Raw genomic sequence first — 26,313 nt, 5'->3', positions numbered from 1 at the left:
TATCCTTTAAGGACGTATTAGATACGTCCTTTACTTTTCTTCGAGATTGAATAAATCGCTAAGTTCTTGCCATACTGGTAATTCTTTATATTGTTGAATAGATATACCAGACATAGGTTTTGCCCAAGTTACCTGAGAATTCACACAGAAACTCAACTCGCGCTCTATTGAAAAATCTTGTGCCACTAAACCCAATGGAATCCACATGACATCTGCATGATTCGACAATGCATTAGGTACTGGTGAACCACATTCTTTGCAAAAGTGACTGTTAAAACCAGTATCTTTTGAAAACTTTGCTATATATTCCAACCCGTGTAACCATTTAAAATGCTGACTTCGCACTAGTAATGCCGCATTTGATCCAGTACCACTTTGTTTACGGCACAAACTACAATAGCAACGATAAATAGTACTAACTTTTTCATTTAAAAATTGAAATTTTACAGATTCGCACAAGCATGCACCTGTATATGTTTGATGATTTTTTGAAGTCATTTTTTAATCTTGGAATAATAAAAAGTCCATAATCTTATGATATGGACTTTTTCATTGAAATTGAATCATTTCTTAAACGGAAACGCATATTTCACAATACGTCCAAGCACTTGACCATACTGTTTTACCAAACTAGCGTTGTTGTAATGAATACCATATTTTTTACACACCGCTTCAACTTTGGGTGCCATTTGACGATAACGACGTGCAGGGACATCAGGAAATAAATGGTGTTCAATTTGGTGACTCAAATGTCCCGTTAAAATATGAAAAACTTCCGAACCTGTCAGGTTTGAAGAACCACGGATTTGACGCATATACCAATGTCCACGGCTTTCATTTTGCAATACTGTTTTAGGGAAAACTTCGACATCTTTGGTAAAGTGACCACAAAAAATAATACTGAACGTCCAGATATTACGAATCCCATTGGCCACCAGATTTCCCGTAAATACAGGCAAAGCCGCAGGCCCAGCAATCAATGGAAAAAATACATAATCTTTAAACAGGAGCTTACCCATTTTTTTCTGTGCAGGTTTCCAATCTGTCATAAACTGTTTCCATGTTCTACGTTTATAGATCACTTTACCAATTTCCAGATTTTGAATAGCAACGCCCCATTGGAATAACAAACAAAAAGGGATGCTATAAATAGGTTGCAACAAGAAACCCGGTTTCCAACGTTGTTCTGGAAATAAACGCAACAGTCCATAACCAATGTCATCATCCATACCTTTAATATTGGTATAGGTATGATGTTTAAAATTATGGGTTTGACGCCAGTTATCTGCTGTTCCTACGGTATCCCATTCATAGGTCTGTCCATTAAATTTGGGATCATTCATCCAGTCGTATTGTCCATGCATCACATTGTGACCCATTTCCATATTTTCCAGAATCTTGGAAACACCCAAAAGACCAGTTCCCAAAACCCATGCTGGCGGGAACCAGCCTGCAAATAAACAGGCACGCCCTAAGACGCTGGTATAACGAATTGCACTATAGACACGGCGAATGTAGGCAGCATCTTTTTCACCAATATCATCCAAGACTTCTTGCTTGATTTGATCCAACTCTTGGGCAAATTGATCTAACTCAGCTTGGGTTAATTCTCTATTTTTTGGATTTTTAAAATATTCAACTTTGACAGGCATATTCATGGGAGTTCTCTCTTTAAAGGTCGATCACAAGATCAGACTTGGCTGAACTAACACAGATTTTAATGTGATTTTTTGGTTCGCTATTTTCACTGGCATTGAGCAAATCTTGAGTAGTGCCTTGCGTCTTTTGGCAGACACACTTATGACAGACGCCCATGCGGCAGCCGTAAGTAGGTTTGATATTGGCCTGTTCAAGTCCAGCCAAAATGGATTGTCCTTTTGGAATAGCGACTGTTTTATTGGAACGACTTAAAGTGACATTGACAAAGCCTGTGTCATTGTCAGAGATTTGAGTCAAACTAAATGCTTCACTCATAAAGCATTGAGCATGACCACACAATTCTTCTGCGGTTTGCACAAAACCTGAAGGTCCACAAGCGTAGACGGTCGTATTTTCCAGATTTTCGATTGCAGCCAAATGCGTTACATTTAAACGGTCATCGTGTTGCGCATCTTGCGTACTAAAAATTTTGTACTCAAATTGTGGATATTGCACTGCAAGTTGTTCAAATTCAGAGGTAAAAGCAGCTTCATCGCGATGTTTGACCCAATATAAAAGTTTGACTTGGGCTTGAGTCAATTGCTGATTGCGTTTCAGTTGTTCGATCAGGCTATACATTGGAGTAATACCACTCCCCGCAGCCAGTAAGACCACATTTTGTTGATCATCTAGTTGCATATCGCCAAAGGGCTGACCAAGTTCTAGAATGTCACCCACTTGGCTTTGCTCGTGTAACCAAGTACTGACTTTACCATCAGCAATTTTTTTTACCGTCAAAATCAGATCGCCATCGCGCTCCGTTAAACTATAGCTGCGCTCATATAAACGACCCTCTATTTTAACTTTCACTGGATGATGCTGACCTGCTTTGCCCAACTTCACATGGCGATTGGTTTGCAAAGTTAAACTGATCGTATCTTTTGCAACTTGTTTTTTTTCTATAATTTGCGCCAAAACACGTGATGTCGACCAAATTGGATTAACTTTTTGTAGCCAAAAATCAGCTGCATGCGGATCGAACACTGATTGCGTCAATGTACGAAAGAGTGATGGACTCTTTTGAATTGCTTGCATAGTAATGCCACTCTAGGTTGCTTTTTAATTATTATACATATGTATATAAATTTGTATATACACTTGTACTTTTATTTACATTTCCCAACGGCCTAGCTCTATGGTTATAATGATTCAATACCGACAATGTATTGAAAAATATGACCGCTTCTTCCCTTTCTTCAACGCTTGCTTCTCATTCTGACACTCCTGAATTTGATCAGAAAACACCTAGCCGTACCGTAGGTCGTAAAGCAACCATTACCAAAGAGGAATTGTTTGAAGCCGCGTTAAACTTGATTGGACCAGAAAAAAGTATCGCATCTTTAAGTTTAAGAGAAGTTGCACGCGAAGCTGGCATTGCCCCGAATAGTTTTTATCGCCATTTTAAGGACATTGATGAACTGGCAATTGCACTGATTGATCGTTCAGGAATTGTGTTACGTCAAATTATTCGCGAATCTCGATTACAAGCCTCTAAACAAAACAGTATCATTCGCAGTTCAGTCGAAGTATTTATTCAGCAGCTTGATACCGATGAAGGCAATTTAAGCTTATTACTGCGTGAAGGCTTTACTGGTTCCAAATCCTATAAAGAAGCCGTAGAACGTCAACTCATTTTCTTTCAACAAGAATTGCAAGAAGATTTAATTCGTCTGGAACGCTTAAACCGTAGCAAACTTTTTCATCCAGACCTTGTTGCCAAAGCCATTACTCAATTGGTGTTTAATATGGGGGCAAAAGTCATTGATTTACCTCATGAACAGCGTGAAGAAGTTGCGGAACAGACGATGGTGATGATTCGTATGATTTTAGAGGGTGCGCGTCATCTAGATGAATCAAAAATACGCTAATTCTTTGACTTTACAAATAAAAGTCAAATAAAAAATTCTGATACAAAACTTGAATAATAAAAACAATTCTCAATTAGATATTGTGATAGCTTAAAAATACAACATTAAGTCAGACCAATTTTAATTGGTTAATATCATCTCAATACGGGGTTATCATGAGTAAATCAACTTCAAAAGTATTAAAAGTTTATACACGAAATAATTTAGATGCGTCAGTTAAAGAAGCTACGGTTAAAATTTTAAATCAAATTCTTGCGAATCTGATTGATCTTTCATTACTGACTAAGCAAGCGCACTGGAATATGCGTGGTAGTAATTTTATTGCTGTACATGAAATGTTGGATACCTTTAGAACTTCGCTCATCACGCACTTGGATAATGTTGCTGAACGTGCAGTTCAGATTGGTGGAACTGCGTTAGGAACAACTCAAGCCGTCAGTAACACGTCACATTTGAAAGCTTATCCAGTTGAAATTCACGATGTGCAGGATCACTTAAAAGAGTTGGCCGATCGTTATGCGATTGTAGCGAATCATTTACGCGACACGATTGATGAAATTGAAGATCCAATTTCTGAGGATATTATTCATGCAGCTCTAGAGGATCTGGATCAATATTTATGGTTCCTTGAAGCCAATATCGATCAGGACAAGACGGCTTAATCTGAATCTTAAGGCTATACGACGCTTTTAAATCACAAAAGGAGGAATCAATTCCTCCTTTTGTATTTTTAACTGATTCAAAAATTTATGGTTTTACTACGACCATTACTTGAATCGCTTCTGGAGTCACAGCTAATCCATCCAGTAAATTTAAACCTTCTTTTTGCAATTTTTGCAGACGTTCAATTTCATCTGGACGAATACTTGGATTGAACTGTTTTAAATAGCTTAAACGTTCAATTTCATATTGCCACTTTTGACCATAATGTTGTTTGGCTTGTTCAATCAAGGTTGGTAAAGATGTTTTTGCAATATCAAGTGCCTGAGTATAACGTTGTTCAATCACTTCTCGACGCGCTTTCACGACCTGACGGCAACTATTACCATCCAGATGATGCAAATAAGGCTTCAAAATCGCTGGATCAATCTTTTCAGACAAATCCTGACCTGTTTCACTGAGCAATACACGAATTAACTGTTTTGGTAAACTTGACGGAAGATTAAGGGCTTTAGGGGCAACCACATCTACTTTGAACCAGACTTCAATCAATACGGAGCCTTGTTTAAGTGCATTAGACTTTAATACTGCCACATTGGTACTACCAAAGGCTTGGGTATTGATCAACTCCATGACACTTTCCACAAACGGATGTTCCAATGTCAGGTATTGCGCATCTTCACGAATTTGTGCCTGATCACGATAAAAAGTCGCAGTCATGCCCTCTTCATCTAAGGTTAAACCCTGTACCTGCATTTGATCAGTCGGCTTGATAATGACCGTACCATTACTTTGCTCATCAAAGTCGATATTGGTTGATGACATAAATCGCTTCATAAACATCGGCAGCGTAGTATTGTCATCATAATCTTCAAGTGCTTCTACAATCTGTTGTGCAACGACAGGACGACAAGAATTGTACTCCAGCAAACGATCACGACCCGCTTGTAATTCAGCTTCCAATGCCTGACGCTGAACATTCACTTCTTCAAGTAAATCTTCAAAACGTTGCCCAAGATCAGCCAGTAAGCATTCTTTTAGATCGACAATAAAGTTTTCTTGTAAGGTCTGCGCTGTTGGCGAAATGCTGCCAAAAATATTCAATGCTTCGTTGTACCAACGGAACATACGTTCTTGTGCAGTTCCAATTAAATAAGGCACATGAATCTGAATACGATTTTCCTGACCAATTCGATCGAGACGACCAATACGTTGTTCCAATACATCAGGATTTGCGGGTAGATCGAATAAAATCAAATCACTGGCGAACTGAAAATTACGACCTTCGGAACCAATTTCAGAGCAGAGCAAAATCTGCGCACCATAACTATCTTCCGCAAAGTATGCGGCAGCCTGATCACGCTCCAACAAACTCATCCCTTCATGGAACATCGCAGTACGAATACCTGCGTGTAAACGTAATGCATTTTCCAGTGCTTCTACCACAGGCCCACTACGCGCGATCAATAACACTTTTTTATGTTTTAAATCTTTACGCAAAATTTCCATGAGCCATGCGACACGTGGATCTGTTTCCATCCACGCACCATCCAGTTGACCTTCTTCTGGCCACATTTGCTCACGCAACTTACCATCCATTGACCAATCTGCGGGTGCTGGCAAAGCGGCAGGCTGACAATCACGTCCAGGGAAACCCTGAATCGCTTCACGGGTATTACGGAACAAGATACGACCCGTTCCATGACGATCCAATAATTCTTGAATGGCTTGATAACGCTGTTCAGGTTGATCATCAATACGATGACCCAATAAACCTTCAAGCGCAGCTAAATGCTCTTCTGTTAATGCTTCATCTGACATGAGTACTTCAGCAACTTTCGCAGTTTGCTGATATTGCTCTTCTTCGTCCAAAAAACGATCTAGACGACTAAAACGTTGTGGATCGAGTAACCGTAAACGGGCAAAATGACTTTCTACACCCAGTTGCTCAGGCGTTGCAGTGAGTAGCAGTACACCCGCAGTTTGCTGAGCAAATTCTTCAACCAGATCGTAGCGGTCATTACCACCTTCTTCTTCGCTCCACATCAAATGATGTGCTTCATCGACCACAAGCAAGTCAAAACCTGCTTCAAGCGCCTGCTCACGCAAATCTTCATGGTCAATCATCAAGTCAACGCTAGCAATAATACATTGTTCAGTCGAAAATGGATTTAAGTCAGGATCATGTTCTTTCATCGACGCAGTACGCGTCAAATCAAATAAAGAAAAATGCAGATTGAAACGGCGACGCATTTCAATCATCCATTGATATTGTAAAGAATCAGGAACTAAAATCAGAATACGTTCTGAACGACCTGTTTTGAGTTGTTGGTGAATGATCAAGCCGGCTTCGATGGTTTTCCCCAAACCCACCTCATCTGCAAGCAGTACACGCGGTGCAAAACGCTGACCAACTTCATGTGCAATATAAAGCTGATGTGGAATTAAGCCAACACGCGCACCAATTAAACCACGCAAAGGACTGGTTTGCATTTGTGCCTGCATGATCAACGCTTCTATGCGTAAATCGTACCATTCCTTATAATCGACTTGACTCGCAAGCAAGCGATCTACAGGTTTAGATAACTGAATTTGAGCGCCAATACGGGTTTCATTCAGTGCTTTACGCTCTTGTTCACCACTTTCTAGAGTACGTACAACATTGTAGCGTAGAACCCCATGACGATCTTCGATGGATTCAACCAGCCACTTACTGCCTTCTTGATCCTGCACTTCATCATTGATATTAAAAATAATACGCGATAAAGGTGCATTGTTGCGTGCATAGACACGAGTTTCATCACTTTTTGGGAATAAAATGCTGATTGAACGTTCATCAACATCAATTAAAACACCCAAGCCGAGTTCAGTTTCCGTATCTGATAACCAACGTTGACCAATAGCAAACTGCTGCAATTTTTCCACCTTTATCTCAAATTTGCACCACACATTTTACGCTGTTCATTTGATTAAATGTCAGTCATTTTGTGTAGTCTTTAAGCACATATTTTGACACAAAGCTCATTAAAAAAAATGAGCTTTTCACGATTGTTAAAAAAGTTTTGACACTAAAACGGAACAGGACAATGAAATGTCAATAGCTCTCCCGTTTTAGGATGATGAAAACTCAAGCTCATCGCATGTAAGCACAAGCGAGGCATAAGTTGCTGATATTTTTCATCTGCATATAAAGTATCACCCACAATCGGATGACCTAAATATTGCATGTGCACACGTAATTGGTGCGAACGACCTGTAATCGGAGTCAATTGTACTCGCGTTACAGGCTGACCTTGCCATTCAAGATGTTCAATGACCTTCCAGTGCGTTAATGCAGGTTTGTGATGTGCTGGATCCACAATATGTAACGGCGGACGTTCAGGATCGTAGATCACTGGAATATCAACCGAACCTTCACCTGTCAAATTGCCCGCGACCACTGCCTGATAGATTTTATCAGTTTCACGCGCCTGAAACTGCTTTGAAATATGAGTTTGCGCAGCTTTCGATAAAGCAAATACCAAAATGCCAGAAGTATCACGATCCAGACGATGAATCAGTAAGGTACGTGGCTCTTCTGCGACTAATCGCGTTAAGACACTATCATGTAAATCACCTTTTCCTGGAACACTAAGTATGCCTGCTGGTTTATGAACGACTATAAAATCGTCATCACGATGAATCAGGTGATCGCTTAGAAAATTACTCAAAATCTATTCCGGAAGTGATTTTTAAATCAGCGGGCAATAATAAAAATCTTAAGACAGAAATACAATGCAAAAACAGCATTTTTCCTAAAGTTTTTATTCGAGCTTGGTGTCAGCATTGAGTTTTCATACAATAAAGACAGTTATATTCAGTATTTATGAAATTTGCTGAAAGAAATCGTGGATTACTGTCTGTGCGATTTCTGCATCTTCAAAAGATTTAGCACCAGAAACCCCAATCGCTCCGATCAATTGCCCTTCATAAATAATCGGCTCACCGCCTTCAAGCATACCCGTGACACTTTCAAGCGTTAAAAAGCCCATTTGACCATTACGAATAATGTCTTCATAAAATTTGGATGGACGACGACTTAGGGCTGAACATTTCGCTTTTTCCAGACTCAAATGAGCCGTCAATGGCGTTGCGCCATCCATGCGTTTCATGATTAACAAAGCTCCTGCTTCATCAACAATCGAAATACTCATATTGAAACTGCGCTCAATCGATATCTCAACAGCACGATTCATTAAAATTTCAGCATCAGCCAACGTCAAATAGTGTTTAGTTTTCATGGTTATGCTCCATTAAAAAAGCCCGTCAAACGGGCTTTAGTGTCATTATTTCATCGATTGAAATGTGTCTTTTGCCGCTTGAATCGTAAATTCTATGTCCTCATCACTATGCGCAGCCGAAATAAATCCTGCTTCAAAAGCTGAAGGAGCAAAATTTACTCCACGATCCAACATGCCATGAAAAAACTTTTTGAAAGCTTCGGTGTCACACGCAAGCATAGAATCGAAACTGGTAATGTCGTCTTGATCGGTAAAGTACAAACCAAACATCGCCCCTGCTTGTTGAGTTTTAAATGGAATCCCTGCTTCATTTGCCGCTGCTTGTAAACCTGTGAGCAATTTTTCAAGTTTTACATTCAGGTTCGTATAGAAATCTGGCTGGCGCAAATGCTTAAACATTTCAATACCTGCGCGCATCGCCAACGGATTTCCTGACAAAGTTCCTGCCTGATAGACGCCACCTAAGGGTGCAATGCATTCCATAATTTCACGTTTACCGCCAAATGCACCGACAGGAAGACCTGCACCAATAATTTTACCCAAAGTAGTCAAATCTGGTTTGACGTTATAATGCGCTTGCGCACCGCCTAGAGCCACGCGAAACCCTGTCATGACTTCATCAATAATAAATACAGCGCCGTATTCATCACAGACATCACGAATCGCTTGAAGAAAACCATCGATCGGTTTTACCAGATTCATATTACCTGCCACAGGCTCTACAATCACCCCTGCAATTTCATGTCCAAATTTTGCAAAACATTCTTTTAATGCAGCAATATCGTTATATGGAAGGGTTAAGGTATGTTTCGCAAAATCAGCTGGCACACCTTTAGAGGTTGGCTCACCCTCACCTTTGGTCAGTAGACCTGAACCCGCTTTAACCAGTAATGAATCCGAATGCCCGTGATAACAACCTTCAAACTTCACGATTTTGTCACGTCCCGTATAGCCACGTGCCAAACGGATTGCGGTCATAGTCGCCTCTGTCCCTGAATTGGTCATACGTACCAATTCAATAGAAGGCATAATGTCGCAAATAATATCGGCCAAAGTAGTTTCATGCACAGTGGGCGCACCAAAGCTTAAACCATCTTCAGCTGCTTTTTGGACTGCCTGAATAATATCGGGATGCGCATGACCCAAAATCATAGGGCCCCAAGAACCGACATAATCCACATAACGCTGATCATCTTCATCCCAGAGATAAGCTCCTTTGGCTTTTTTAATAAATACCGGAGTTCCACCAACGCCATTAAAGGCACGAACAGGAGAATTGACACCGCCAGGAATATGCTTACTGGCTTGCTCAAATAATTGCACTTGTTTTGGAGATAAACTCATGAATACTCTCGATACTTGTAAATTCAGTTAAAAATCAGAATGCAGAACATTTTTCTTTGAATCAGGCTTTAATCAAAAACCGATGGATTCTTTAGATCAGGCTTCTGCAAATAACGCAGCCCACGCATGAACACGCGCAGGAATCTCTGGAACTGGAAGGCCTAATATATCACTAATCACAGCACACAAGTCAGCACCGCTTTCAATCACAGCTTTGGAATTTTCAACAGTCAGACCACCTATGGCACAGATCGGAACATTGACTTTTGAACGTGCCTGTTTCAATGTTTCCAAACCAATATTACCTGCTTCGGGTTTGGTCGTCGTTGCATAGACTGCACCGAAAGCCACATAAGTTGCACCGTCAATAATCGCTTGTTCAGCCAGCTCAATCGAGTTGGCACAGGTTCGACCAATAATCGCATTGGGTGCCAATCTGGCTTTGGCATCAGTAATTTCACCATCCGACTGACCTAAATGCACACCCAGCTTAAACTGCGCTGCCAAAATCAAATCATCATTAATGATTAAAGGTACCTGATATTTCTCACAGAGCCATTTAATCGCATCGACTTCAGCGGGTTGATTGAGTGGTGGTACTTTTTTACGACGATACTGTAAAATCGCCACTTGACCCGTAGCCAAAGCTGCTTCTAATTTTTCCAATAAGAGTTCGATCGGATCATCATTGGTAATTAAATATAAACCACGCATTACATTTATATCTCTTTATTGCTTTAGTAAAAGGAATATCAAAAACGATATAAGTTTTCCTATAGATATCCATGATCTATTTAAGCCATAAATCCAGTTTGGCTTGGTCTTCAATCTTAAATTCAACAGTTTGTAATGGAATTTCTCCACCAGTTACAGTGAACTGAATGAATTCATCACGTCGGAATGCAAATACGGTGAACTGTCCCTGTTGTTTTGCATATTGCGCCAATAATTTTTCAGATGCCTTAAGTCCATCAATCGCAACAATCACATCATGCGCAGACAAACCTGCTTTTGCACCCTCTCCCGCACGATTGGCTTGCTGAATCAGGACACCTTCAGGTTTATCTTGCAGTTTTAGACCAAAAGGCAATGCTTTATCGTGTTTAAACTCATAGCTTAATCCAAACGATGGCAGTAATTCATTGATTGGCAGTTCATCTGTAGTATTGATCAAGAAGCTTAAACGTTCTGTCCAATCTTGCCCTGTCAACTCCTTGCAAAGATCAAAAATGCTTCGCTCACTGACCTGAATACCATTTTGTGTATTTTCATATAAACGGCACAGTAAAGCATCTAAGCTTGAGCCATAAGTACGCAAACCAAGATCCAGACACAACGCCACCAAAGCACCTTTGTTGTAATAACTGGTACCTGCATTATTTGAGTTTTCATCCTGACGATAAAACTTGATCCACGCATCAAAACTCGACTCAGACACAGATTGAATAAATCGTCCTGGATTTTGCAGATAACGATCCATCTGTGCTTTCAATAATTTCAGATAAGAGGTTTGTGAAATCACGCCACTGCGTAGCAAAATCAGGTCATCGTAATACGAGGTAAAACCTTCAAATATCCACAGTAAAGAGGTATAAGATTCTTGATGTAAATTGTATTGAGCAAAATTTTCAGGACGTATAAATTTCACCAACCACGAATGAAAATACTCATGACTACATAAACCCAAGAAACGCTGATAATCTTCAGATGGTTCTTCAGGTTCATTGGCTTTAGGCAAATCATTGCGTGGTGTAATCAAACTGGTGCTATTACAGTGTTCTAATCCACCATAACTATTGCCCGTTGCCATCGTCATAAAAGTATAATTTTTAAATGGCGCAGAACCAAATATTGCAATTTCAGTTTCACAAATTTTAGTTAAATCAGACTTTAAGCGTTCAACATTGGTTTGATGCTGACCAGACACCACAAATTCATGTGCAATTGCATTTGCTTCAAAACTAAATCGGGTTTGCTCTGCAAGTTCAAAAGGGCTATCAATCAGTTGATCATAACTTTCTGCTTTTAAGGTAAAACGCCCTTTCACTAAACTTTTTGATGTTAAACCTGTTGCAAGCTGAAAGTGCTTCAGTTCTTCTGGCAAAAACAATTCGACTTCACAAGCGGATTGTTCCTGATCTTTTAATCCCAGACAGACACATGCAGGATTGACATATAAACGAGTCTGGTCGACGTAAGCACCACGAACCGATAAATCATAAGCATAAACATCATACTCAACTGTAATCAGTTCATGATCTGTATTGAATAATTGCCATCTATTTTTCTGATCTTTTCGAATCGACAATAATCGACCCGCTTCATCGTAGGCTTTGACTGATTCAATATGTTTTGCAAATTCACGAATCAAATAACTTCCAGGAATCCACGTCGGTAGCCAAAGTTCCTGATTGGGATTAGCTAAAAAACGCATGGTGACATGGATCAGGTGTTGGCGATAATCATCAAATTCAATTTGGTAATGCAACATATTTTCAGGATATCAAATCAATCAATTTCATCTAGCTTAACATTTTTTTAACAGCGCATGAGTAGTTGTCGCATTTGTCTACAAAAGTCACTAGCCACCAAGAAAAAAAAGGCATAGCATGCAACTATTTTTAGCATTTCACACCACAGGATGGTCATGCAGGTGAACACGTGAGATTTTTCCTTTCACTTTTTACGCTTTTTAGTTTGTTTTGTACCACGCTTGCCAATGCACAACTCCTGAATATTGCACCTGAAAGTGTCGAAGCTCAGGCATGGAGCATCATCGATGCACAATCAGGGCAAACCATTGCTGAATATAATAGCAATGCACAACGCGCTCCTGCCTCTTTGACCAAGATGATGGTAGCTTATATTGCCCTTAAAGAAATTAAGGCAGGCAAACTACGTAAAGATGAAATTTTGACTGCAACTCCTGTGGTTAAAATGGTTCAGTGGGATGAATCCCAAATGTATTTAAAAGAAGGTGAACAGATTTCTGTTGATCAACTTTTAGCAGGTTTGATTGTGATGTCAGCCAATGATGCTGCGGTGACCTTGGCGGAGCGGATTTCAGGCAATGTTCCTGCTTTTTTAAAACGCATGAATCAGGAAGCTCAAGCTTTGGGCATGCAGAATACACATTTCTCCAACCCTGCTGGCGTCACCATGCCAGATCATTATTCGACTTCACATGATTTGGGCTTACTCGCCAAAGCATTGGTCAATGAAGTTCCTGATTATTTAAGCTATTCAAAACTACCCAGTTTCAGTTATAACCAACGCTTTCATCGTGCAACCAATTTGGTACTAAAAAATGACCCAACTGTGGATGGTTTAAAAACAGGCTTCACCAAAGCCGCTGGCTACAATCTCGCACTTACAGCCAAACGTCCAACCATGAATCCAGATTTGCCTGAACGTCGATTAATTGTGGTGGTATTAGGTACTAAAAGTGCCATGAAACGTGCTGAAGTCGCGCATAAGCTCTTAAATTTGGCTTATACCTATACACGTGATGAAGAAGTGATTAAAGATAAACAATTGATTGCAGAATTACCTGTGATTAAATCAACTCTCAAAATGTTTAAGGTTGAAACTCAACAACCTACTATTGTCACAACGTCTTTGTATGACTTAGCTCAACCTATTGATCTCAATCAATTTGATATGCAAACTCAACGTTTACATGTCACCTATGACAATGGGATCATGACCTCGATTGAACCACTTGAAACCACAAAAACTCATGTCAATGTTGAATTGAATGAAAAGCAGCTTACAGCTCCATTAATGAAAGCTATTAACCTTGCAACTGTTCAGGTTTATCAAAATAACCAGTTGATTCAGAGCATTCAGATTAATGACAATGTTCAAATTCAGGAAGCCAATATTTTTGAACGATTCTTTATGTGGTTCAAAGGTTTGTTTTCGCTATTTGGTCATGATGATCGAAGTGTCAAACTCTACCCGCTGAACTAAAATTATTTCATCGATGATAAGGTAGCTTTTAAGCTACCTTTTTTGTAGAGTTAAACGACGAGATTTACAGCATAAAAAATTCAATTTTGCATTGAAATTGAGAAAATTGCCCTTATTAATGAAAAAATGAGTGTTTAAATGTGAAAACTTGTGGTTTTTTACGATTTTTCATCTACAAAACCAGTTTTTCACTTTATCATGTGTACTTAAATTGATTGAATGGATCAAATAACATGACTGCTATTGCAAATAACCACGTGGTTTCATTCCACTACACGCTGACTAATGCAGAGGGTGAAACTCTTGACCAATCACAAGGTGAACCACTTGCCTATTTGCACGGCGCAGGTAATATTATCCCAGGTTTAGAAAATGCCTTGGCTGGTAAAACTGTTGGTGAAAAATTTACAGTAAATGTACCTGCTGCTGAAGGTTATGGTGAATATAATCCTGATCTTGTACAAGAAGTACCAGCTCAAATGTTCCAAGGTGTTGAAAACATTCAACCAGGTATGCAATTCCAAGCTCAAACTGATGATGGCGTGCAAATCGTTACTGTTAAAGCAGTTGAAGGCGATAATGTTGTCGTTGATGCAAACTTCCCACTTGCTGGTCAAGATTTAACTTTTGAAGTTGAAATCGTTGAAATTCGTGATGCAACCCAAGAAGAACTTGATCATGGTCATGTTCATGGCGCGGGTGGTCATCACCACTAATCGGTTAATTGACCGATTTCAAATAAAGCAAAGTTTCGACTTTGCTTTATTTTTTAAATCATAATGCCCAATCAATATTAAAAACCATCAATTGTAAATTTAATCATCAATTTTATTTGTCTTTATTCATAAACTCACCAAAGATGCCTTCTGATTTGTAATTCGCCTTGTAGTTGTTTTCATTTATTTTTATGATGAAGACTAAAGGTGCATACGTAGTTTCTATTTCAACAGAGATTGCACTTTAGATTTATAACAATGATTGATTTACATAGGAATAATACATCATGAAATATGAACACATTTTAGTTCCAGTTGACGGCTCTGATATCTCTCTCGCTGCGCTTAAACAAGCCGCTTCTATTGCAAAAGCATTTGACAGTAAAATTACAGCAATCAGCTTATTGGCCGTTGATCCATTTAGCGGTGTCGATTTTTATTATGTTTCCCCTGTAATGAAAGATTACTTTGTAGAAGCTCATGCACAAGCAGAGGAAACTCTGGCAAAAGCTGAAACTATTGGAACTGAATTAGGTATTGAGATTGAGACTCAAATTATCAAAGGTGAAGTCTCATCAGAAGGTATTTTACAAGCAGCGGAAGACTTAAAAGTTGACTTGATTGTGATGGGTTCACATGGCCGTAAAGGATTCCAAAAATTCTTCTTGGGTAGCTTTGCGCAAGATGTACTTGGAAATACAGAATTACCTGTTTTAATTGTAAAAAAATAATCTTAAACCCACTAAAAAGCCCGTTTTTACGGGCTTTTCTAGAACCAAAACAACTTGAGTGAATATCCTCAAATATTGTTTGTTGTTAGCTAATTACAAATCGAGGTTACCATATCTGGTTTATCTTGGCCGAGAATGAACTCTTATAGACCAAGCAGTATATGAATACCTTATTTTTAAGATAGCACTTATTACTAAATCGATCAAGTTTTACTCAATTATTTTATTAGTCTCTTTGACGAAAATGGAATGCTACATCAAATTCTTTATAGGCTAACCATGTTGCAATAATACACAATAACCCCACCCCAAGAAGAATCTTATCCATATTCAAAATTCCCAAAATCAAGAATATACAGGAGAACAGACCAAGCAAAGCACAAATTAAAAAGCCGAGATAAAAGTGACGCATAGGAGATACCCAAATTTAATAAAAAAAAATTTACACATAATTAAAATGTAAAACAGTGATGATGCTCAATAAAAATCCGAATCGAAGTATACCCTTTTGCCTTTCTTTAATATTTTCATTTAAAGACACAACTTATGTAAACAAACGAAATAAACTGTGAGCTTTTGCAGCAATTCTTATTAAATATTCTAAAATTGTACTTAAACAGTAAAATAATGAATTAAAAGCATATTTTTATCTTAGAATGCCTAAGTTGGTTTGTTCCACGTTCATTATCAAAAATAAATCACTCATCTTTACGAACTGAATAAAATTGAATTGGAGAAAAACATGTTAAAAAAAATCATGATGACGACTGGTATTGTATCTGCATTAGCCATGACAGGTTGTGCCACAATGTCCAATCCATCTACCGACCGAAATCTAGCAATGCTACAAAATAAACTGTGGCTAGTGACTGAAATCAATGGCGTAGAATACAAAGTCAATCCAGCTCAGACGACGAATGTTGCTGCCCTAATGTTTGACAATAGTGCATTGAGTGGTTCTGATGGTTGTAATCGTCTAATGGGCGGATACACCGTCAAAGGTACCCAAATTGCTTTCACTCAGTTAGCAAAAACTCAAATGGCTTGTTTATCTGCAACAGATGTTCCAGAAAAATTCTCTAATGCTTTAGAGCAAACTACAAGCTATAAAGTTTCTGAGAAAAAATTAGAACTTTTAAATAAAGACGGAAAAGTTCTAGTTGAATTAAAAAGTAAATAAATAAGTAAAGCTCCCAATGATAAGTTGGGAGCTTTTAATTTAATGGTAAATATTAGATTTCTTTGATCATTGTTTAAACCCTCTTCATTTTTCTCCCACAAACAAAAATAAAAAAGTCTTGTGATTTAAACTATTTATCACAACATATCTTATCTAGCGAAATCCTTCGCTGACTTTAGTTTGAAGTTAAGCCGTTTGTTTCATCTTGAAAACTAAAATGTTTCTGCTTCGCATATAAAAATTCACAAGAACAAATGCCAAAATCATTGCTCCAACAATATCCAAAGGGAAATGTACCCCCAAATAAATACGTGACCATCCAACCAAAGCTGCAATCAGAATAGCAATAGCCCCTAGTTTTTGGCAGCCTTGATATAAAAAAGAAAATGCCAATATGCTAATCGTTAGCGTATGATGACTTGGAAAAGAATTTGTTGCTTTATGAGCAATCAGCAAATGCCCTAATCCCAATGCAAATGGTCTCGCATGATAATAAAAGTGATCAATCATGGCGGCAATACACACACCGATCAGAACCAGCAGCAAACTATGTAAATAGGCTTTTTTATAATTTGAATTCCCTTTAATCAATAAAACGGTACATAAAAGTAGATAAATACCAATCAGATCATGTGAGATAAAAATAGCCATTTTTAATAAAAATGGTGCTGGTGTAGCAGATGCATTGATCCATAAAAATACACAATGATTAAAAGTGGAAATAAACATAAGTCGGTCATAAAAGCCAAATCACTTCGTTTATTAGACTCATTTTAGATTAAGTGTTCCTTAGATTTAATTCGCAATAAGTTATTGAAAAATCAATTAGAAAAAATCAATTAATTCCTAATAAACACTTAATCTTGGTTATTTATTCTTTAGGTAGATATACTTTTGGATCTAGTAAAAGTGGCTTTGCATTTAAAAAAATTTGACTGTTTAAATCTTATTTTATTGTTCTCTACTGCCCTCTTGATGCTAATTTTCATACCTGTTGCTGGGTCAGTAGATCAAATGCTCAGTCTTCCTTGGGTAGATCATTCAGGATATTACTTAAGGGAAAACTGGTTTTTAGTTAAAGTTGGACATGAATTTTTAAAAAATCTCGTGATTGTGATTGCAATCATACATGCTGTTGTCTGGCTAAAATTATCAATTGAAAAATCACGCTCACCGTGGCGTTCGATCAGTGGCGTTGTGGTACTTGGAATGATGATTTCTGTTGCAGTAATCGGTTTACTCAAATCCCAATCAATACATGCCTGCCCTTGGGCACTTTTACAAATCAATCAAAAACATGTCGACTGGCTCAAACCTTTAAGCTCGCGAGGTAAGTGTTTCCCAGGCGGTCAAGCGTCTGCTGGATTTTCTTTACTCATTTTATATTTTGCTTATCGTCCATTTTATCCCAAGCTGGCACGATATGGACTTGCGTTCGCTTTGATCATGGGTATAGTAATGAGTGCGGTTCAAATGGTACGTGGTGCTCACTTTTTAAGTCATAACTTATGGGCACTCTGGTGGTCATGGCTCATTGATTTTATCTTGTATAAAGTATGGCAAATACGTTGGTCTTATCACTTAAAGGCCCTCTCAATTTATAACAAGAATTAAGTAAATTAATATTAGTTATTGATTTTTAATCAAATTTAATCTAATTATTTCTTAATCTTATCAGTTTTAAATAGAGCATCTGCATCAATTAGCTGAAATTATGCGTATGACTACTCTATTTAAGCTTAAACGAATCTCCGTCTCTCTAAGAATGTTTAATATTCTGGTCGCCAGCTGGTTGGCCAGTTTCACCAATATTGGTTTCTATGAACATCTTTGCTCTTTTAGTTCTTTTTCTGGGTTTATTCAATACTCTTTTGTTTTTGTGACTTTTTTAATCTTAAGCGGATTTTATTTCTTTGTCTTACAGATTTTTAGTTGGCAGCATTCAGCCAAAGCACTTGCCGTGGTCTTAATTGTATTGACAGGACTTTCATCTTATTTTGTCAATCAACTGGGTGTAAATATTAATCCTGATCAAATTCAAAATGTCATGCAAACAGATGTCGATGAAGCGTTTGATTTATTATCTGTTCCCTTTTTATTGTGGATCATTCAGACCGTTGTTTTACCATTAATCGTTGTATTTTATATAAAAATCAAACCCATTCAGAGTATTAGAGGCCTTGTTCTTGATAAATCAATCAGCTTGATCATTGCTTTGTTTATTATGGGTCTTGGTTTGTTTTCATTCTATAGTCAATACGCGCCTATTTTTCGGGAAAATCGTGAATTAAAAGCCCAAATTTCTCCTTTAAATATTTTATCGAGTAGCTGGAGTTATGCACATAAAAGTACAAAAGAACAAAATCTACCCTTAATACCTTATGGTGAAGATGCGCATCAAGTCAATCATGCGATCCAACAACCCGCTAAAATTATGGTTTTGGTGGTCGGTGAAACTGCGCGCGCGCAAAATTTTAGTTTAAATGGCTATGCCAAAGTAACCAATCCTGAACTCAGTCAGTTGGATATTGTCAATTTTAATCAGGCATCCTCATGTGGAACACAAACCTCGGTGTCTGTACCCTGCATGTTTTCTGGAATGCCTCGCAAGAACTATGACGCTGCTTTAGCCTCACACCGTGAAGGTTTACTGGATATCGCTCAAAGAGCAGGTTATCAAGTCACATGGATTGATAATAATTCAGGATGCAAAGGCACTTGTGATCGCATAAAAAATTATATCGTGCCCAAAGATGAGCCTGCTTATAAAAAATGGTGCGGAAATGGTGAATGTCATGATGGCGCATTATTGGCAGCACTTTCTGATTATTTAAAACAACTTGATACTCAGCATTTGAAGCAAAATCAGCTCATTGTATTACATCAAATGGGGAGTCATGGCCCAGCCTACTATAAACGTTATCCTGATGAATTTAAGAAATTTCTACCTGTTTGTGAAACCAATAATATTCAAAATTGTGATCATCAGTCATTGATTAATACTTATGATAATACGATCTTATATACTGATCATATTGTAGCCAGTACGATTCGTGTATTACGACAAACAGGTGTGCCTACTGGATTAATTTATTTATCTGATCATGGTGAATCCACTGGAGAAAGCGGTTTATATTTGCATGGAACGCCTTATTTTATTGCACCTAAAGAACAAACTCATATTCCCATGCTATTTTGGACCTCACAACAATGGCCAGAACATCAAAAAATTCAGAATTGTTTAAGTAAACAACAGGATCATGCAGTGAGTCAGGATAATTTATTTCCAACTTTATTGAGTTTTTTAAATATTCAAACCAAAGTACTCAATCGCCAACTCGATTTACTCGCACAATGTGGAGGTAGTGTTTAAAGTGATCCGTATTTTATATATCGAAGATGACTTAATGGTAGGCAAATCAACCTACCAGCTGTTTCAACACGAAAAATTTGAAATTGATTGGGCGAAAACAGGTTTAGAAGCCCTCGATTATTTGTTCGGTCAAACCTATCACATTGTACTGTTAGATCTTGGATTGCCCGAACTAGAAGGGTTGGAAGTCCTTAAACATATTCGCAAACAAGTCGATATGAATAAGATGGGGGTGATTATTATCAGTGCGCGTGACCAAAATCGTGACAAGATTCAGGGACTCCGACTGGGGGCTGATGATTATATTGTTAAACCCTATGATTTTGATGAGTTAATTGCCAGAATTGAATCTGTTTTAAGGCGTGGAAACTACAATTCACTCGAAGAAATTCATTTTAAAGTGGGCAATGTTCAACTTTTTCCAAATACGCATCGGGTCATAAAAGGAAAAAAGAAAATCGAACTTTCAGCCAAAGAATGGGCAATTTTAGAACCCATGATGATGTATCCCAATCAGATTTTTTCCCGACAAATGCTCGAACAAAAACTTTATAACTGGGATACTGACATCAGCAGTAATACCATTGAAGTACACATTCATAATCTTAGATATAAATTAGGCAAAGATTTTATTCGTACCGTTCGTGGTCTGGGTTATTGTATAGATACACCAAAAGTTTCAGGGTAGCTGCTGAGATGCCCCCTTTTTACAATAATTACAACAGACTCAAGCAAATTTATCGTGACCTGCCACTTAGTTCGAGAATGTCATGGAGCATCTCGATTTTTAGTATTATTTTGCTGATTATCATTGGTATAGCTGCCTATCGGATCGCTCTTGAAGAATCACAGGAAGTCATTGATCGCCAAATGCAGGAAATGGCAGAATTTCTGGATAAAAATAATCTTTCAAATCGTCTTTCTAGCTTTGATCCTCACAAACAATATGATGAAACCGATGTCTTTATCGACATTATTCCTAAAAATGAACTTGAGTACATCAGTCAGCATCATAACTATATTTTGCCGTATTCAAATTCAGCACATTTCTCCAAACATAAAACCTCTCGGGGTGAATTAAAGATTTATGTATTACCACTTGCAGATAAGCAAATCCAAATTAGCCAGCTCATCAAAGTCCGCCGTCATCTGGCCGTGGAACTGGCATTTAATATGCTTATTCCTTATCTTTTTTTCATGCCATTTGCAATTTATGCAGTGTATCGGCTCATACGCCATCACTTAAGATCGATCGATGAGCTCAGTGTGACTTTTGCACAACGGGATTATCATGATTTATCCGAGATTCATGTTAAGGATTTACCCGTTGAACTTACCCCTGCGATCAATGAGTTAAATTATTTATTTAAAAGAATTGAAAACGCACAAAAACAACAACAACTTTTTGTTGCGAACGCTGCACATGAATTAAGAACCCCGCTTACTGCCTTGAATCTGCAAAGCTCATTGTTGATGAAAATTCAACGCAATAGCTCAACCTATCATGAAAATTTGCAAGACTTAAGACATAGCCTAGATCGAATGACCCATTTAGTTGAACAGTTAATGGCTTTGGCACACCAAGAGGTTCAACAACATGAACCTCTTGAAAAATTGAATCTTGTAGACGCGACGCGTCGTAATGTCGGTCAATTGCTTGCCAAAGCACATCATAAAAATATGGATGTACAAGTCGACATTCAAAGTCCGCCTGAGGAATTAAATATATGGGCAACTCGCAATACCGTAGATAGTATTTTGATTAACTTGATTGATAATGCGATCAAATATAGCCCCGCACAAAGTCTGGTTCTGATTAAAATATACTGTGCAGAAAACGAGCATTGTCAGGTGGAAATTCATGATAGTGGTAGTGGAATTGCACCAGAGCAATATGAATATGTTATGCAGCGTTTTGTTCGACTGGTTGAAACTCAGCATCAAGCTATAGGAAGTGGGCTTGGGCTCTCCATCGTACAATCGGCCCTACAAGCCATTGATGCTACGATGCAACTTAGTAGTTCAGAGCGCTTAACAGGTTTGAAAGTCGTCCTGACTTTTAAACAAAATAGAGATGCCAACACATAGTTTTATAAACAATAACTAAGTTGCACAAACATTCAAAAATTATCCCGCCTGATTCATGAGGTCGATCTAACTTCATGATTTTATGAAGTTAGATCAGCTTTCAAGAAAAAGTCATGCTGTATTTGAATAATACAAATTAGATGCTAAATGAGCCCAACAACTCATTGGGCTCTTTATGGCATTACTCTTCTTCAACTTCGATAGGATCACCATCTTCTGGACGAATATGACGTTCACCATCCTCTGCTGGATCAATACTTGAACCATCTTTGGTAATTGCATTGTACAATTCATCTTCTTTTTTATCATCGATGAATTCTTCATCTTCAAAATCCAAAGGTTCATTATCATCATCGAAATTTAAAGGTTGTTCTTCGTCTATCATGAGTCTTTATCCTTAATAGAAATAGACTTCTTGCATAAATCCCTTTTATTTCTCCTTAATGAGGAAAAGATAAAAAGGCTTTAACACTGATGAAAGAAGTCTAATACATTAATTTTATAGTCGGTCATTTCAAAATAAGTTTTCATGCAGGAAATGAAGCATCACTGTAAATAATATCGTGGCTCATTTTCTTTAAACTTTAAATCAAAATGGATTCGTTAAATGCGTTTGTTCATCTGCCAGAAAGTGAAGTAAATCCTGTGCAACCCGCTCCTGTTGGGTGGCTAGGACGCCATGCGGTTCTCCCTCATATTCAATCAGGGTCGCATTTGGTATCGCTTTTTTCACCGCATGTGCACTGACTTCAATCGGTACTGTTTTATCTGCGGTGCCATGAATCACCAATAAAGGTACGGTGAACGCAGCAAGATCTGGTCTAAAATCAGTATAGGCAAAGGCTCGAACACAATCTACTGTGGCTTTAAGGCTTGCCTGCATGGCAACTTGTGTATTCCATTTAAGGAACTCATCACTAACAGCATGTTTGAGTAAGCCAACACCATAAAAGTCTTTAAAGAAATCGCTATAAAACTTTGGACGTTCAGCCAATAACCCTTCGATCATTTCCTGAAAAACTGACCCATCGACACCATCGGGATGATCTTCAGTCTTTAATAGAAAGGGTACAACGGATGAAATCAGAGCCACTTTTTTAATATCTTGTGCCTGATAGCGACTTAAGTAACGCGCGATTTCTCCACCTCCCATTGAAAAACCAACCAACGTAACATCTGTTAATTGTTTGTCTTCAATGATGCCGCGCAAATCGTCTGCCAATGTGTCGTATTGATACCCAGACCATGTTTGTTCAGAGCGCCCAAAACCACGTCGATCATAATGAATGACACGATAGCCAGCTTCGACAATTTTCATCGCAATCCAGTCCCAGCTATCAGAGGATAAAGGCCAGCCATGAATTAAAATAACAGGGTCGCCCTGTCCCCAGTCTTTTATATAAAGTTGTGCTTTTACATCGAGTGTTTCATATTCATTTTCAGTGACTGACATGGGTATTATTCCTTTAAGATGGCATACCCTTTTGAATCTACGTGTGATCAGTTTAAATTGATAAAGCTAAAATGTTGATATTTTATACAGTACGTGAAGCTGTGTAGACTTTACGTTTTTATGCCATGAACACTTACTCTCATGAAAAACCAGAGATCATCAATAAAATAAAGCGATGCACTGAATATTGAGGTAAGCAATTAAATAGTGCGGTCATGATTGAGTCACATTATTAATGCAAAATCTACATTTGGTTGCGAATCGCCCTAAATTAACAACATCACTTCAATATTTCATGGTTTAGATCAATGTTATTTTGGCTTTCATTCATCATTACAACAATCCAATCATCATGAAAACTGAGATCATTACACAATTACCTTCGATTATGGCGATGTGGGAATTCTTTAATGAAAACCTACATTTTAAATTATCAAAATATGAATTTACTGAGGGCGGCATCAAAGTCATCTATGTGGTTATAGGATAAGCTCTCCCCCTAGCCTTTGACTTCAAAATAATGTTTTTCTGTGACTAGTCGAATTTTTATTTTTTTATAATATTTTTGCTTAGTATTCTGATTCGATTCAATCAGCTTGTCAGCAAACTTATCGTCCGCCACCAAATTGGCATAGGTTTTATAGCCTATTTCCAGAACCTTAGCTTTTTCCCCTTTTGCCTCAAAGGCTTCAATTTGCTGATTCACTTCTTTAGCACTCGAAATACCCATAATTCACCTTACGTTATAATATTGTGTTTGTAAGAATAGCCTTAAATTTGATATCTAGCCTACCGTATTCCAATCCATCAACTGTTGTTGAGCCATATAAACAGGTTGATCTGGTTTGGGCTGGCATTGAGTCCACTTGGCATTTGCATCAAGTTGCCATGCCAGTCGATTGTCTTTTAAATAATTCACCAGACCCTGTTGCAAGATACGATCTTTCAGTTTTTTATTTTCAATAGGAAAGCAGGTTTCGATTCGTGAGAATAGATTACGTCCCATCCAATCCGCGCTGGCGCAATACAACAATTCTTCCCCCGCATGATAAAAATAATACACACGTGTATGTTCCAGATATCGTCCAACAATAGAACGCACAGATATATGATCAGATAAGCCCTTGACCTGAGGTCTTAAACAACAGATCGAACGAATAATCAAATCAATTTGTACACCTGCCTGTGAAGCTTCATAGAGTTTCTGGATCAAATCAGGTTCAGTTAATGCATTCACTTTAATAATGATATGGGCTTTTTTACCCGCCTTACAATTTTCAAATTCCTGATCAATCAAATTCATCAGTTGTGAATGTAATGTAAAGGGGGCATGGAGTAGTTTTTTTAATTTTGCCATTTTCCCCATGCCCGTTAACTCCATAAAGATTTTATGTACGTCTTCACAGATGGCTTCTTCGGCAGTAATGAGTCCATAATCGGTATAAATTTTAGCATTGGTGGCGTGATAGTTCCCTGTTCCCAAATGAACATATCTTTTGATGTTGTTAGCTTCGCGTCTTACCACCAATATCATCTTGGCATGGGTTTTATAGCCAACAATTCCATACACCACAACAGCCCCCGCCTCTTGCAAGATATTGGCGACTTCAATATTCGACTCCTCATCAAAACGTGCACGTAGTTCAATGACAGCCGTCACTTCTTTACCATTTCGTGCAGCTTCTGCCAATATCTGAACGATTTCTGAATCAGCACCACTTCGATACAAGGTTTGCTTAATGGCAAGCACATTTGGATCATGAGCAGCATCTTTTAGAAGTTTGATGACAGGTGCAAATGAATCAAAAGGATGATGTAACAAGATATCCTCTTTTTTTAATGTCTCAAAAATGGGTTTCTTGCTATATAAAACTTGAGGTAGATTTTGAGTGTAAACAGGGAATCGAAGTGCAGGAATAGAAAAATTTGAAATAAAACGTGCCAGGTTTACAGGCCCTTGAATGTAATACAAATCTTCTTGCTCAAGATCAAATTTGCTGAGCAGATATTCTGCAATTTCCTGTGGGCATTTTTTACTGACTTCTAGTCGTACTTCCTTACCAAAGCGGCGTGAGGATAACTCCCCTTTCAACGCCAGGGCCAGATCTTCTACGTCTTCTGATATTGATAAATCTGCATTTCTTGTGAGCCTAAACTGATAACATCCAGTCGCTTTCATCCCAGTAAATAAATCAGCAATATGTTCATGAATGATGGCAGACAACAAAATATAATGTTCTGGTGCGCCAGAGACATGTTCTGGAATCTTGATGAGACGTGGCAATGATCTTGGAGCAGGGACTACAGCCAAATCAATGTTGCGTCCAAAAGCATCCTTTCCCTCTAAAGTCACAATAAAATTTAGGCTTTTATTAACTAATCTGGGAAAGGGATGTGATGGGTCCAGACTAATGGGCGTTACCACAGGCTGGATTTCATTGATAAAATATTCTTTGATCCACGCCTTGTGCTTCTCAAGAATATCTTCATGCTGAACAAAATGCACACCATGTGCCTGAAGCTGTGGCAAAAGGTCATAATTCAATATTTGATATTGCTCTCTTACCGCCTCATGGGCAACTTCGGAAATCTGCTGCAAAACCTCTTGAACTGGCATGCCTTCGGCACCAGTCAAATGTGGAGATAAAGCCAATTGCTGTTTTAAGCCCGCGACTCGAATTTCAAAAAATTCATCTAAATTTCTGGAAAATATAATTAAAAAGTTTAAGCGTTCTAATAACGGAAAATCTGAATCTTTTGCCTGAGCCAATACTCTTTTATGAAATTCGAGTAAAGAAAGCTCCCGATTGATATAAGTCTGCACAGTATGTTTTGATGATTTATTTAATCTTGTTAATGAACTCATATCTGACTCTTTACCTAGCTTATTATATCTAATAAATAAAAAGTTAAGATTTTATAAATTAACCATTGGATTTTATTAGAATTT

24 protein-coding genes are annotated in these 26,313 nt (G+C 38.1%); 10 read left to right on the top strand and 14 right to left on the bottom strand.

The genetic code is table 11. From position 1 onward, the window contains the following. Window positions 1–30: 30 nt before the first annotated feature. The 3 genes from J500_RS00560 to J500_RS00550 all read right to left on the bottom strand — a co-directional run bounded on the left by J500_RS00560 (window position 31) and on the right by J500_RS00550 (window position 2,733). Window positions 31–498, bottom strand: coding sequence for a GFA family protein (locus J500_RS00560; RefSeq protein ID WP_004996942.1), 468 nt, complete (start codon window positions 496–498; stop codon window positions 31–33). Window positions 499–563: 65 nt separating this feature from the next. Further along, window positions 564–1,658, bottom strand: coding sequence for a fatty acid desaturase family protein (locus tag J500_RS00555; protein ID WP_004996939.1), 1,095 nt, complete (start codon window positions 1,656–1,658; stop codon window positions 564–566). Between the two features lie 13 nt (window positions 1,659–1,671). Next, window positions 1,672–2,733: a ferredoxin reductase gene (locus J500_RS00550; RefSeq protein WP_034697675.1), complete on the bottom strand. Its 1,062-nt coding sequence runs from the start codon at window positions 2,731–2,733 to the stop codon at window positions 1,672–1,674. A 140-nt stretch (window positions 2,734–2,873) separates the two neighbouring features. Here J500_RS00550 and fabR point away from each other — a divergent pair, with 140 nt between their 5' ends. Together fabR and dps are read left to right on the top strand one after the other, a co-directional pair. After that, the gene (fabR, locus tag J500_RS00545; protein ID WP_004996933.1) at window positions 2,874–3,566 is read left to right on the top strand and encodes an HTH-type transcriptional repressor FabR; all 693 of its coding nucleotides are present in this window, start codon (window positions 2,874–2,876) and stop codon (window positions 3,564–3,566) included. A gap of 155 nt (window positions 3,567–3,721) precedes the next feature. Then, complete coding sequence (gene dps, locus J500_RS00540; protein ID WP_004996931.1) at window positions 3,722–4,228, top strand: DNA starvation/stationary phase protection protein Dps; 507 nt, start codon at window positions 3,722–3,724, stop codon at window positions 4,226–4,228. Between the two features lie 85 nt (window positions 4,229–4,313). Here the strand turns inward: dps and rapA are convergent, their stop codons facing one another. From rapA to J500_RS00510, 6 genes are all read right to left on the bottom strand, one after another. Then, window positions 4,314–7,151 carry an RNA polymerase-associated protein RapA gene (gene rapA, locus J500_RS00535; protein ID WP_004996928.1) on the bottom strand — a complete coding sequence of 946 codons (2,838 nt, stop codon included), beginning with the start codon at window positions 7,149–7,151 and terminating at the stop codon, window positions 4,314–4,316. A gap of 143 nt (window positions 7,152–7,294) precedes the next feature. Next, on the bottom strand, window positions 7,295–7,936 hold the full coding sequence (locus J500_RS00530; protein ID WP_004996926.1) for an RluA family pseudouridine synthase: 642 nt from the start codon (window positions 7,934–7,936) through the stop codon (window positions 7,295–7,297). A 153-nt stretch (window positions 7,937–8,089) separates the two neighbouring features. Next, a complete protein-coding gene (locus J500_RS00525; protein WP_004996925.1) occupies window positions 8,090–8,506 on the bottom strand; it encodes a GlcG/HbpS family heme-binding protein in 417 nt (138 codons plus the stop codon). Window positions 8,507–8,551: 45 nt separating this feature from the next. Continuing rightward, window positions 8,552–9,850 (bottom strand): glutamate-1-semialdehyde 2,1-aminomutase, encoded by a 1,299-nt coding sequence (gene hemL / locus J500_RS00520; protein ID WP_004996923.1) that lies wholly within the window; start codon window positions 9,848–9,850, stop codon window positions 8,552–8,554. 96 nt (window positions 9,851–9,946) lie between these two features. Further along, a complete protein-coding gene (gene thiE, locus J500_RS00515) occupies window positions 9,947–10,564 on the bottom strand; it encodes a thiamine phosphate synthase (protein WP_004996921.1) in 618 nt (205 codons plus the stop codon). 76 nt (window positions 10,565–10,640) lie between these two features. Beyond that, on the bottom strand, window positions 10,641–12,341 hold the full coding sequence (locus J500_RS00510) for a M61 family metallopeptidase (RefSeq protein WP_004996916.1): 1,701 nt from the start codon (window positions 12,339–12,341) through the stop codon (window positions 10,641–10,643). 170 nt (window positions 12,342–12,511) lie between these two features. On the opposite strand from J500_RS00510, the gene J500_RS00505 reads away from it, so the two are divergent. From J500_RS00505 to J500_RS00490, 4 genes are all read left to right on the top strand, one after another. After that, entirely contained in the window at window positions 12,512–13,822 is a 1,311-nt protein-coding gene (locus tag J500_RS00505; RefSeq protein ID WP_004996914.1) for a D-alanyl-D-alanine carboxypeptidase PBP6B, read from the top strand. A gap of 233 nt (window positions 13,823–14,055) precedes the next feature. Continuing rightward, window positions 14,056–14,538, top strand: coding sequence for an FKBP-type peptidyl-prolyl cis-trans isomerase (locus J500_RS00500; RefSeq protein ID WP_004988415.1), 483 nt, complete (start codon window positions 14,056–14,058; stop codon window positions 14,536–14,538). 287 nt (window positions 14,539–14,825) lie between these two features. Continuing rightward, window positions 14,826–15,269, top strand: a complete 444-nt coding sequence (locus J500_RS00495; protein WP_004988418.1) for a universal stress protein — start codon at window positions 14,826–14,828, stop codon at window positions 15,267–15,269. A gap of 742 nt (window positions 15,270–16,011) precedes the next feature. Further along, window positions 16,012–16,449 (top strand): META domain-containing protein, encoded by a 438-nt coding sequence (locus J500_RS00490; protein ID WP_004988425.1) that lies wholly within the window; start codon window positions 16,012–16,014, stop codon window positions 16,447–16,449. 186 nt (window positions 16,450–16,635) lie between these two features. On the opposite strand, the gene J500_RS00485 is transcribed toward J500_RS00490, so the two are convergent. Continuing rightward, a complete protein-coding gene (locus tag J500_RS00485) occupies window positions 16,636–17,178 on the bottom strand; it encodes an undecaprenyl-diphosphatase (RefSeq protein ID WP_004996910.1) in 543 nt (180 codons plus the stop codon). Between the two features lie 285 nt (window positions 17,179–17,463). Between J500_RS00485 and J500_RS00480 the strand changes: the two genes are divergently transcribed. From J500_RS00480 to J500_RS00465, 4 genes are all read left to right on the top strand, one after another. Beyond that, entirely contained in the window at window positions 17,464–18,063 is a 600-nt protein-coding gene (locus tag J500_RS00480; RefSeq protein ID WP_228130662.1) for a phosphatase PAP2 family protein, read from the top strand. Between the two features lie 100 nt (window positions 18,064–18,163). Continuing rightward, on the top strand, window positions 18,164–19,822 hold the full coding sequence (locus J500_RS00475; RefSeq protein WP_004996903.1) for a phosphoethanolamine transferase: 1,659 nt from the start codon (window positions 18,164–18,166) through the stop codon (window positions 19,820–19,822). 1 nt (window position 19,823) lies between these two features. Next, window positions 19,824–20,510: a response regulator transcription factor gene (locus J500_RS00470; RefSeq protein WP_004996901.1), complete on the top strand. Its 687-nt coding sequence runs from the start codon at window positions 19,824–19,826 to the stop codon at window positions 20,508–20,510. Between the two features lie 8 nt (window positions 20,511–20,518). Next, window positions 20,519–21,910 (top strand): sensor histidine kinase, encoded by a 1,392-nt coding sequence (locus J500_RS00465; RefSeq protein ID WP_004996899.1) that lies wholly within the window; start codon window positions 20,519–20,521, stop codon window positions 21,908–21,910. A 181-nt stretch (window positions 21,911–22,091) separates the two neighbouring features. Here J500_RS00465 and J500_RS00460 read toward each other — a convergent pair whose 3' ends face one another. The 4 genes from J500_RS00460 to ppk1 all read right to left on the bottom strand — a co-directional run bounded on the left by J500_RS00460 (window position 22,092) and on the right by ppk1 (window position 26,229). After that, on the bottom strand, window positions 22,092–22,295 hold the full coding sequence (locus tag J500_RS00460) for a hypothetical protein (protein WP_004996898.1): 204 nt from the start codon (window positions 22,293–22,295) through the stop codon (window positions 22,092–22,094). A 204-nt stretch (window positions 22,296–22,499) separates the two neighbouring features. Next, window positions 22,500–23,363: an alpha/beta fold hydrolase gene (locus J500_RS00455; RefSeq protein WP_004996896.1), complete on the bottom strand. Its 864-nt coding sequence runs from the start codon at window positions 23,361–23,363 to the stop codon at window positions 22,500–22,502. A 499-nt stretch (window positions 23,364–23,862) separates the two neighbouring features. Continuing rightward, a complete protein-coding gene (locus J500_RS00450; protein ID WP_004996894.1) occupies window positions 23,863–24,093 on the bottom strand; it encodes a hypothetical protein in 231 nt (76 codons plus the stop codon). A gap of 54 nt (window positions 24,094–24,147) precedes the next feature. Next, window positions 24,148–26,229, bottom strand: coding sequence for a polyphosphate kinase 1 (gene ppk1, locus J500_RS00445; protein WP_004996892.1), 2,082 nt, complete (start codon window positions 26,227–26,229; stop codon window positions 24,148–24,150). Window positions 26,230–26,313: the final 84 nt, after the last annotated feature.

This window comes from Acinetobacter sp. 479375 (genome assembly GCF_000581715.1).
GTDB lineage: Bacteria > Pseudomonadota > Gammaproteobacteria > Pseudomonadales > Moraxellaceae > Acinetobacter > Acinetobacter ursingii.
The sequence above is the reverse complement of the archived record's forward strand: the minus strand, read 5'-3'. Positions and strand labels throughout refer to the sequence as shown.